Raw genomic sequence first — 10,147 nt, forward strand, 5'->3', positions numbered from 1 at the left:
CCAACAGCCGGATCCTCATCCACCAGCCGTCGGCGCAGGGCGAGGGCCAGTCGAGCGACATCGAGATCCAGGCGCGGGAGATCCTGCGCGTACGGGCGCTGCAGGAGACGATGCTTGCCCGCCACACCGGTCGCACCGAGGCGGAGGTCCGTCGCGACACTGAACGCGACAAGATCTTCAGTGCCGATGAGGCCGAGGAGTACGGCCTCATCGACGAGGTCATCATGAGCCGTAAGGCCGCCCGGCTTCTATCGGCACGCAGCGCCTGACCGGGCGCGATCCGGCGGTCCGGCGGTCGGCCGCTCCGGCCGGCCGGCCGGCCACACGTCGACTGGCCACAGGCCGACCTGTCGACGAGCGTGCCTGCGCCCGCCTTCCGGCCGAACATGCCGCGGCCGGAAGGCGGCTGCGGGCCGGGACCACCTGCCCGGCCCCCCCGATCTCCCCGATCCCCGCGGACCGGGAGCGACGGCGGCTCGCCGCGGGCCGGGCACCACCACCCGGCCGGTAGGGACGGCGGCCCGGAAGCTTGGCGAGAGTCCCAGGTTCGGCGACACGCCGAAGGGCAATGCCGCGCCGACCGTTGCGCCGATACCGGTTGTTTCGATGCCAGCCGAGCCCGTGAGGCCGGCCGAGCCCGTGATGCCGACGGTGGCCGTGGTGCCGCTGGCGGCGTGCAGGTCAGCGGAGAGGACGCGGGCCGTGATCGGTGGTGTCGCCTGCCCGTGGACGGCGGACAGCGACCCGGGCGATGCCACGGGGGTGACCTCGGGTTCGAGCCGGGCGAGCTCCAGACGCACCTCGTCCAGCAGATCGGACAGCCGGATGTGCAGCGCCCGGCAGACCGCGGCGAGGATCTCCGAAGACGCCTCCTTCAGGCCGCGTTCGATCTCCGAGAGGTAGGGCATCGACACCCGCGCCGTGTCCGCCACGTCCCGCAGGGTGCGGCCCTGAGCGAGGCGACGCCGACGCAGCGCCTGCCCGACCAGCCGGCGCAGCAACGGCATCTCGGCATCATCCGTCATCGCCATCAGGAACCTCCGGGGGGACTGGTGCCTTGAGGGGTCAGGGGAATCGGAGGGGCGCTCGCGTCCTGATAGCTACACGCGTCCCGGATACTGATCACGTGGGTGGGAAGGCGACCGCTGCCGCAGCCACCCCCCGGGTAAGTCGATGGAGAACTCAGGCACCGAGCGTATCCGCTGCGCCCTCGCCGGAACCGCAAGTACCGCACCCGGCATTCCGCCCGCACCTTCGCCGCGAAGTTGCCGGCGGCCGCCGAAGTTGCCGGCGGCGGACGAACCGTGCGGCGCCGATGCATACGGCGACAACGTGTGAGGCGACGGACGCCGGAAGTGGCACGAAGATGCACCGAAGGTCGGTATTTCCACATCATCCGCGCACTTAGCGTTGTTTCCGTCGTGATTCATCCTGGCCGTCCGGTCTCCGGAACGGTCGTCGCGGTGGCCCGCTTAGCCGGGGCCGCCAGGGACAGGAGATCCGTGGAGGCTCCCACACACATGCCCCGTGCCGTTGCCACTCCGATGGCCGTACCCATGTCCCTGTCCTCGGCCGCGCCGGTGCCGATGGCGGTCCTCGGCACCCGTCCCCACGCCCACCTCGAGCCGCCCGGCGCATCCCCGCGAGCGACGGCGTCCGGGTCGTTTCCCCCTGCTCCGGCCGTCGACATGACCGGAGACGACCGCGTAGCCCTGTGGCAGCAGCGCCTGCTCGAGGCGGAGTCGGGGATGACGACGTTCCTGCTGGAACACCACGCCGATCTGCGTCTGCTCGACTGGCTGCATACCCAGGCCGAGATCTTCGCCGACTTCCCGACGCCTGACGATCGTGATCCGACGGCCTGGCAGCGGGTGTTCTTCCGCGCGCAGGCACTGATCGAACGGTTCATCGTGTCGCGCTGGGGCGAGGCGGAGCTCGTCGACTGGGCGAGGGCCAACGCCTCGGTCTTTGGCAAGGTGGAGCCCGAGCCGACCGGCCGGCCCGCCGACGTCGTCCACCGGCTCGCGCGCCAGGCGGATCTCTACTCCTCCCGTTACGCGGTCGACACCGACGAGCCCACGCGGGCGACCCTGATCATCTCGCACTGTGGCATCTGGGACTACCGCGAGCAGGCCCGCGCCCGGGGCGTGCCCCTCACCCTGGCCTCCCCCTGTTCGTTCTGCACCACTGCCCTCTCGGCGAACATCCGGGCCAAGGGATACGAACCGGCCTTCCGCCTGCTGCATGACGACCCCTCGGTCCCGTCAGCCGGCGTGGCCGTGCCCGCTCCGGCCGGCCAGCCGGCCGTCGTGGCCGGGTCGGTCGCCGGACCGGGGCAGGTCGACCGTGGCTGCGTCTGGACCGCCACCGATGCCACCGACATCACTGATGCCACCGACGCCACCGACGCCACCGACGCCACCGACGCCACCGATATTGTCCACAGAGCGGAGATCAGGCCATGACCCTCGTGACCGACAGCGGTCGTCCCGGCGCCGTCGACGATCCCGGCCGACCCGCCGGTGGCCACCCCGCCGGTGGCCACCCCGCCGGTGCGACGGCCGAGCCCCCGGCCGACCCGCCGCTGGGAATCCCGCCGCCTGCCGGGCAGGGGCTGATGACCGGGGAGCGGTACCGGGCGAGCCTCAACGACGGCCGCGAGGTGTGGCTCGACGGGGAGAAGGCCGCGAACGTGGCGACGCACCCGGCCTTCCGGGGCGCCGTCGACGAGCTGGCCCGGCTGTTCGACCTGCAGCACGAGCCGGATCTGCGCGACGTGCTCACCGTCCACGAACCCGAGGCGGGGACCCGCGTCGGCTGGTCCTACCAGCTGCCGCGCACGCTGGACGATCTGCGGGCCCGGCGGCGCAGCACGGCCGTGTGGATGCGCGAGTCCTGGGGTCAGCACGGCCGGTCGCCGTCGTTCATGGCGAACGTGGCGGTGGGCCTGCTCGACTTCCGGGACCATCTGGAGCGCAACCAGGCCGGCTTCGGTGCCAACGCGGTGGCCTTCTACCGGCACTGTGCGGCCAATGACCTGGTCCTCGGCCACGCTCTGGGTGACCCGCAGATCGACCGGACCACCAGCCCCGTGGACGATCCCGACCTCGCGCTGCGCATCATCGCCGAGCGGGACGACGGCGTCGTCGTCCGGGGCGCCAAGCAGCTCACGACGCTGGCCCCACTGGCCCACGAGGTGCTCGTGTACCTCTCGGCGAGCTTCGCGCAGCGCGAGGCCGAGCAGTTCGTGATCTGGTTCGGCCTGCCGCTGGCCACCCCAGGTGTGAAGATCCTCTGTCGGGAGCCGCTGGGGGCCCGGCCGTACGGGCACGCCCACACGCTCGCGTCCCGGTTCGACGAGCAGGACGCCATGCTGTTCTTCGACGACGTGCTGGTTCCGTGGGACCGGGTGTTCCTGCTGCGCGACGGCAACCTCGCCCGGGTCGGACTCGGGCGGATCAACGCCTGGAGCGCGGCCGCCGGCCACATCCGCTACCAGGAACGGCTGCGGACCCTGCTCGCCGTCGGCACGCTGCTCGCTGACGCGATCGGAGCCTCGGGGCTGCGTCACGTCCAGGAGGACCTCGGGGAGCTGGCGAGCTACGTTGACCTCGTCGGGTACTTCCTCGACGCGGGGGAGGCCCGGGTCGAGACGACGGACGGCGGCCTGCTCGCGCCGGGTAACACCGACGCGAGCCGCGTGTGGTCGGCGCAGGTCGCCGGCCGGGCAGTGGAGATCGTGCGGCGGATCGGCTCGTCGGGTGTCCTCATGCAGCCCAGCGAGCGTGACCTCGCCGCCGCTGACCTGCGGCCCTACCTCGACCGGTACATGCGGGGCGCGAACCTCCCGGTCGAGGAGAAGTCGCGGCTGTTCCGGCTGGCCTGGGAGCTCACGGCGGACAGCTTCGGGCAGCGTCAGGATCTCTACGAGTTCGTCCACCGCGGGGACATCACCCGCAACCGGATCAACCTGCTCCGCCGGGACGACCTGGGACCTGTCACCGACCAGATCCGGGAGCTGATCACCCGTCCGCTCTGAGGCCTGACGACCGGGGCTGTCGGGCCGGGCGGAGGGGCCCGGGGACGGCGTGCGCGGAGGGTGTTAGCGATACCACCGCCTACCTGGTTGAGCTAACCGAAGGTGCCTACGGTCGGGTCAGCCCCCTGCACGCGGGACGGCGGGGTGATACCGCCGTCCCGCGTTCGCTCCTCGTGGTAAGGACCCGGAGTCATGACGATCGGAGCCGCCTCGCCCCCTCCCGTCCGCGCCGAGGTCTCCGCGTACTCCGGGTACTCCGCGTACTCCGGGGGTCCGCCGCGGGTCAGGGTTCCGGCCTGTCCCGGGGTTCCCGTTCGCGCCGAGGCGTCCGCGCAGCCCGAGTGTCCCGCGTACGCCAAGGATCTCACGCCCACAGAGATCGACGGCGGTGTGTCGGTGTTCCTGCTGCACGCCCATCCGGTGACCGGGGCTGGGCTGCACCTGCTGCTCTCGACGATCTGCCGGCTCGACGTCGTCGGCCGCAGCCACCGGCTGGATGCCGCGCTGCCGCAGATCCGCCGCTCGCGTCCCCGGGTGCTGCTGCTCGGGCTCGCGGGGGACCTCGCGACCGACCTCGCGGCGGTGCGCCGGCTGCGCGCGGAGGCCGACCGGATCCCCATCACGCGCGTCCTGCTGTTGCGGCCGCTGGCTACCTGCGCCGAACTGACCCAGATCCTCACCACCGGGGCGTCGGGGGCGGTGCTGCCGGACACTCCGCCTGCCGACCTCGCCCACGCGGTCACCATCGCCGCGCTCGGCGGCGTGGTCTTCCTGCCCGCGCCGCCGCCGACGGGGGTGCCGGGGCCGCCGGGGCCGCCGGTCCAGGCCGAACTGCCACCGCAGGCCCTCGGGCTGACCTCCCGGGAACGCGCGGTGCTCGGCCAGCTCGCCCGCGGCCTGTCGAACGCGGAGATCGCTTGCGAGCTCGCCCTGGCCGAGGCAACGGTCAAGCGGTACCTCACCGGTGCGATGCGCAAGATCGGCCAGCCGGACCGGCTGCGCGCCGGCCTCTACGCCTATCGGCACGGACTGCTGGACGGTCCGCATGCGGGCTGGACGGGCCGTGGGCGCGGGTCCGGCCGCGGATCGGCGCTGGACCGAGCGCCGGACCGGGTAATCGAATGATCGGGGTGGCCGCGGGCGCCATGGAGGGATGAACACGTTCCGCGAGTCGGTGTTTTCGATGATCCGGATTCCAGTCGATCATCGCAGGTCTATTACTTGCGGTTATCGATAGGTTGCTTCAGGTATCGAAATTCATGCCGACGTTGTTTGATCATGTAAATGACACGATCTCTCCGGGTAAGCGCCGGACATGGCCGCCGGGCGATGCCACCATGGGGCTGTGTCTTCTTGCGTTGGACGGTCCGCTCGGCCGTTTCGGCCTGCGCTGATCCGGCGGCGGTGGCTGGATTTCAGCCATCACATGGGTGACTGCTGTTAGGCGTTGTTGGCGACTGAGGATAGTAGCAGTCCTGCTGACCGCGTGTCCCTGTGTCGATGCTGTCCCGCCCGCTGGATGTGCCGGATGTGCCGGATCGGCGGTGTCGACAAGGCCGCCCGATCCGACTGGAACCGATGAGCGACGACGCCCGCCAGCGTGAGCTTGGATTCTTTCTTCGTGCCCACCGTGAGCGCCTGCGACCCGAGGACGTCGGGTTGCCCGCCACACCTCGCCGCCGCACCCCGGGGCTGCGCCGGGAGGAGGTCGCCGCCCTCTCCGGCCTCGGCCTCGCCTGGTACACCTGGCTGGAACAAGGCCGGGTCGCCGCGTCCCGGCAGGTCCTCGAGGCCGTCGCTCGGGCCCTGCGGCTCGACGACGACGGTCGTCGCCACGCCCTGGCGCTCGCCGGCCTGCACACGCCGCCGGCGGACCGCCACCACACCCTCGTCAAGGCGCTGCGTTCGGTGCTGGACAACTGGCCGAACTGTCCGGCGTTGCTACTCGACCGGCGCTTCGACGTCACCGCCTGGAACGACGCCTACACCGTCCTGTGGGGGGATCCCGCCGACGTGCCCGAGCCCCAGCGCAACCTGCTGTGGATGCTGGTGGCGCAGCCCCGGACCCGGGACGGGATGGGCGGGTCCGAGGACGTGGCCAAGGACCTGCTCGCCCAGTTCCGCGCCCAGCTCGGTCATCATCCCGACGACCAGCGCGGCCGTGCCGTGCTGGAGCTGCTCGAACAGGCGCGCCCCGAGCTGCGTGCCTGGTGGCAGTGCCGGTCCGTGCGCGTGTTCACGGGCCGCACGGTCAGCGCGGCCACGCCGCTCGGTGACATCTCGCTGATGCTGTCGGTGCTGCGACCGGGTGACGACCCGGAGTCCACCATCTGGCTCCAGACGCCCGCGACGCCCGCGGACCGGGAGCTGCTCGCCCAGCTGGCGGCCGAGACGCCGGGCGAGACGCCGGGCGAGGCGCGGCGCCCGGGCCCCGCCGCGCGGCAGCGGCTCTCGGCGTGACCGCGACCGGCGGCCCGGCCTGCGGCGAGTTGCTGGAATGGGTAGTGAGTTTGCTGGGATGGGTGAGGTGCATCGCGCCGAGCCCGGTGTTCTATTTCGAAGTCGTCGGGATTGACGGGGGCCCGGACGCGACTGTCGCTTGCGTCTCCCGGTCTGGTCGGCGGCTGGCCCAGCGGTTGATCCTCGCCCGGCGGGAAGGCCGGTGGCGGCCGGAATCCCGCGTTGTCTCGGGTCCGACAGTTCACCGCGCGGCGGCGGGTTCAGGATGGTAGATGACGGACCCGGTGTGATAGATGTAACGGCGAACGGTTTCGCCGTATCACCGTCGAGCCGTCGCCCGGATCGGTCACCCGGCTTGGCGGCGACGTTCGGGGGGCGGCGACGTTCGGGGGAGGCGACGTTTGGGACGCGATGACGTTTGGGACGAAACAGGCACGGCGCGCCGTCGGGTTCGACGGAAATACCGGTGAACGCCGGCGATCGACGGTGGTGGATTCCCGCATGGTATGACGCGGGAATCCACGGGTGACCGGCGTTCCCTCGGGGCGTCGGCCATCCTGGCGGGTGCGGGAGAACAGGAGATCTAAATGATCGACCAATTGTGGCTGTACCCGCCGCTTGCCTACGGGCGGTTGGGCCCGTCGCCTACCCCCTGTGACAACTACGTCTGGGGCCCCAACGACCTGTCGCCGCGGGGCACCGGGCGCACGATCGTCCAGCCGGCCGAGACCCTCGATGTCGCCGAGGACGGGACGGTCACCACCCGGCTGCCGGCGACGGTGACGTTCAAGGACGCCGCGGGATTCCGCCCGGTGTGCCCGTTCTTCGAGCTGCACGGCGCGTGGACGACCGACGGGGTGACGCACGAGGGGCCGATCACCCCCGATGTCCTGGCGGCCTTCGGTCTCAGTCTCTCCCAGGTGCGGTGGGAGGTGGAGGTCGCCAACCTCAAGCCGCATCACTACACGCAGGTCGACGACGACCGGATCGCCGCGAAGGTGAGCATCGCCGGCGACGACACCGGGCGGCGCCCGCTCGACGGGCGCTCCCCCGAGGGCGCCGCGACGCCGCTGGTGCCCGTCGGCAGCCGCGTCCCGCTGGGCAGCGTGCAGCTGACCCGGCCGAACACCGAGCTGCCGGAGCTGCGGCTGCGGTTCACCCCGGCCGTCGGCGCGGTGTACGGCCCGACGGACCTCCCGGCGCAGACGAGCGTCTACGCCCTGCCCGCGGACCGGCTCATCCTCAACCCGCAGTCGACGTGGAGCGGCTTCGCGCTGACCGGCGACGACCCGCGCACCAACCCGGGTGGCCTGTTCGCGGGCGCCGAGAACAGCGCCAGCCTCGGGCTCGTCGACGACGTCTGCGACGGCACGGTGCGGGTCGTCCTGCCGGGGGGACTCACCGCGACGGCCCGGATCGTCGTCGGGCCGCCGGACTTCGCACCCGACCGGCGGCCGTTCACCTCGGCCGCGGACGGCCTGACCGACCGGGTCCGGCGCGCCGACGTCCGCGAGCCCGCCTACGTGGCGGACGCGGCCCGCACCACGCTGGAGGTCCGCGACCTGTTCGAGCGGATCTTCGAGACGGTCGGCGCGGTCAACATCGACGCCCAGAACGACCGGGCCCGGTTCGAGAACGCCGCGATCGCGCGGAGCCGGCGGGAGCCGGTCGAGTCGGTCCGGGACCTGGCGTTCCCGGCGGCCGAGCCGGTGACCGGCCACCCGCTTCCGCTGACCGAGGCGGGCCGGGCGCGCCACCGCCGGTTCCTGGCGCTGGAGGTGCTCGAGGACCTGTTGCGGGAGCGGCCCGAGCTGCTCCCCGCGGTCGTGCGCGAGCCGGCGACCAGGGAGCGTTACTACGACCGTCGCATGCCGGCGCTGATGCGCGGCTCCGACCGCCATCCGATGCACATCACCCGGCGGCAGTACGATCTTCTTCTCGCCTGGAGCGCCGCGCTGCGGCGGGACATCGAGTCCGGCACGTGACGGTCCTGCTGCAGATCGGTCGCCGCCCGCCGGGCTGGGAACCGCGGCCGGCGGAAGGAGAGCGGGCCGCCGTCTCGGGCGGCGCGCCGGATCCCGCCGCCGAGGTCCGCCTGTTCCGCAGCGCACGGGGTGCGCACCTGTTCGTGACGGACGGCAGCCGGGTCTACGACCTGCCCGAGGACGTCGCGCGGCGAGTGGAGACCTGGCTGGGCTCGGGCGGGGCGATCGAGCTCGATCCCGGACTGCGCGCCGACCTGGGGCTGGAGCCGTCCACGCCCCGGCGCATCGACGGGCGTCCGATCGACCCGCCACCGCTGTCCGCCCTGTCGCTGAACGTCATGCAGGCGTGCAACATGTCGTGCGCCTACTGCTACGCCGACGAGGGGCGGTTCGGCGGTGCGGCCCGGGCGATGCCGCGCGGGGTCGCCTTCGCGGCGGTCGACCGCCTCCTCGCCGAGTCGCGGCCGGGCGCCGACGTCGTCGTGGGGTTCATGGGCGGCGAGCCGCTGCTCGCCGCGGACCTCGTCCATGAGGTCACCGTCTACGCGGCGCGGGCGGCCGCGGCCGCCGGGCGGCGGGTGCGGTTCTCCCTGACCACGAACCTGACCGTGCTGCGTCCCGAGGACGCCCGCCTCTTCGCCGAGTATCCCTTCGCCGTCTCGGTGAGCATCGACGGCGACCGGGACCGCAACGACGCGCTGCGGCGGCTGCCTGGCGGGGCTGGCGGGGCCGGCGGGGCCGGCGGGGCCAGTGCCTACGACCGGGTGCGGGCCGGGCTCGACCTGCTGGCCCGCCACGGGCGCCCGCGCCACCTCGCCGCCCGGATCACCGTCACCCCGGCGAGCGGCCGGCTGCGCGACGTCCTCGACCACGTGATCGGCCTCGGGTTCGACGAGGTCGGGTTCGCTGCGGTCGTCGCGTCGCCGGACCCGGCGCTCGAGTTCACCCGCCCGGCCTTCGACGAGTTCCTGCGGCAGATGGTCGAGTGCGGCGAGGTGGCGCTGCGTGAGCTGGCCGCCGGTCGCCGGTACCCGTTCGGCAACTTTGAGACCGCCATGCAGCAGATTCACCGCGGCAGCCATCGCCCCTACCCGTGCGGGGCGGGCGCGGGGTACCTCAGCGCCGCCGCGAACGGCGACCTGTTCGCCTGCCACCGGCTCGTCGACGACCCCGACTTCGCCATGGGGTCGGTGGCGGCCGGCCCGGACGACGCGGCCCGGGCGGGTCACCTCGCCCGTAGCCACGTCGACCGGATGAGCCCGTGCCGCTCGTGCTGGGCCCGGTATCTGTGCGGGGGCGGCTGCTACCACGAGGTCACCCGGCGTGGGCGGCCCGGCTGCGACTACATCCGTGGCTGGCTCGCCTTCTGCCTGCGGGCGTACGTCGAGCTGTCCGCGGCGCGTCCCGATTTTTTCGACGGGCGACCGCCGGCGTCGGCGATGTACGGCGGCAGCGGCAGTGACCCGACCACCGTCGCCCGGTGATGGTGCGCCGCCCGGTGATGGTGCGCCGCCCGGTGGTGCGCCGCCCGGTGGTGCGCCGCCCGGTGATGAGGCGTTGCTCGATGAACTCGATGAGGATGCGTCGCCCGGCGAGGTGCGTCGCTCGAGGAAGGGGCTGAAACATGGCGGATCCCGTGCCCGTGCCCGGGCCACCGGCCGGG

The 10,147-nt window shown here is 72.5% G+C and carries 8 protein-coding genes; 7 read left to right on the forward strand and 1 reads right to left on the reverse strand.

Features of this window, described 5'->3' with window-relative positions; all coding sequences use genetic code 11:
• Window positions 1-269 (forward strand): ATP-dependent Clp protease proteolytic subunit (locus AC08OV_RS14880; RefSeq protein ID WP_476619801.1); only part of this gene is annotated, 269 nt, incomplete at its 5' end.
• On the opposite strand, the gene AC08OV_RS14885 is transcribed toward AC08OV_RS14880, so the two are convergent.
• Window positions 249-1,025, reverse strand: coding sequence for a helix-turn-helix domain-containing protein (locus AC08OV_RS14885; protein WP_476619802.1), 777 nt, complete (start codon window positions 1,023-1,025; stop codon window positions 249-251). The two genes, AC08OV_RS14880 and AC08OV_RS14885, sit on opposite strands and share 21 nt — an antisense overlap.
• A 495-nt stretch (window positions 1,026-1,520) precedes the next feature.
• On the opposite strand from AC08OV_RS14885, the gene AC08OV_RS14890 reads away from it, so the two are divergent.
• The 6 genes from AC08OV_RS14890 to AC08OV_RS14915 all read left to right on the forward strand — a co-directional run bounded on the left by AC08OV_RS14890 (window position 1,521) and on the right by AC08OV_RS14915 (window position 9,968).
• Window positions 1,521-2,465, forward strand: a complete 945-nt coding sequence (locus tag AC08OV_RS14890) for a hypothetical protein (protein ID WP_476619803.1) — start codon at window positions 1,521-1,523, stop codon at window positions 2,463-2,465.
• The gene (locus AC08OV_RS14895; protein WP_476614905.1) at window positions 2,462-4,039 is read left to right on the forward strand and encodes a 4-hydroxyphenylacetate 3-hydroxylase family protein; all 1,578 of its coding nucleotides are present in this window, start codon (window positions 2,462-2,464) and stop codon (window positions 4,037-4,039) included. The genes AC08OV_RS14890 and AC08OV_RS14895 overlap by 4 nt, the downstream gene beginning before the upstream one ends.
• A 192-nt stretch (window positions 4,040-4,231) precedes the next feature.
• Window positions 4,232-5,164 (forward strand): response regulator transcription factor, encoded by a 933-nt coding sequence (locus AC08OV_RS14900; RefSeq protein WP_476614906.1) that lies wholly within the window; start codon window positions 4,232-4,234, stop codon window positions 5,162-5,164.
• A 453-nt stretch (window positions 5,165-5,617) separates the two neighbouring features.
• A complete protein-coding gene (locus tag AC08OV_RS14905; protein ID WP_462187636.1) occupies window positions 5,618-6,499 on the forward strand; it encodes a helix-turn-helix transcriptional regulator in 882 nt (293 codons plus the stop codon).
• Window positions 6,500-7,086: 587 nt separating this feature from the next.
• Window positions 7,087-8,484, forward strand: a complete 1,398-nt coding sequence (locus tag AC08OV_RS14910; protein WP_476614907.1) for a hypothetical protein — start codon at window positions 7,087-7,089, stop codon at window positions 8,482-8,484.
• The gene (locus AC08OV_RS14915) at window positions 8,481-9,968 is read left to right on the forward strand and encodes a radical SAM protein (protein WP_476619804.1); all 1,488 of its coding nucleotides are present in this window, start codon (window positions 8,481-8,483) and stop codon (window positions 9,966-9,968) included. Before AC08OV_RS14910 ends, AC08OV_RS14915 begins: the two co-directional genes overlap by 4 nt.
• The last annotated feature ends 179 nt before the right edge of the window (window positions 9,969-10,147 follow it).

The sequence above is a fragment of the Frankia sp. CeTa3Moorea genome (genome assembly GCF_978021225.1).

Bases quoted from the DNA above. Each gene is read 5' to 3' on its own strand.
- AC08OV_RS14885 (WP_476619802.1), bottom strand. From the start codon at position 1,025: ATGACGGATGATGCCGAGATGCCGTTGCTGCGCCGGCTGGTCGGGCAG.
- AC08OV_RS14900 (WP_476614906.1), top strand. From the start codon at position 4,232: ATGACGATCGGAGCCGCCTCGCCCCCTCCCGTCCGCGCCGAGGTCTCC.
- AC08OV_RS14905 (WP_462187636.1), top strand. From the start codon at position 5,618: ATGAGCGACGACGCCCGCCAGCGTGAGCTTGGATTCTTTCTTCGTGCC.
- AC08OV_RS14890 (WP_476619803.1), top strand. From the start codon at position 1,521: ATGCCCCGTGCCGTTGCCACTCCGATGGCCGTACCCATGTCCCTGTCC.
- AC08OV_RS14910 (WP_476614907.1), top strand. From the start codon at position 7,087: ATGATCGACCAATTGTGGCTGTACCCGCCGCTTGCCTACGGGCGGTTG.
- AC08OV_RS14895 (WP_476614905.1), top strand. From the start codon at position 2,462: ATGACCCTCGTGACCGACAGCGGTCGTCCCGGCGCCGTCGACGATCCC.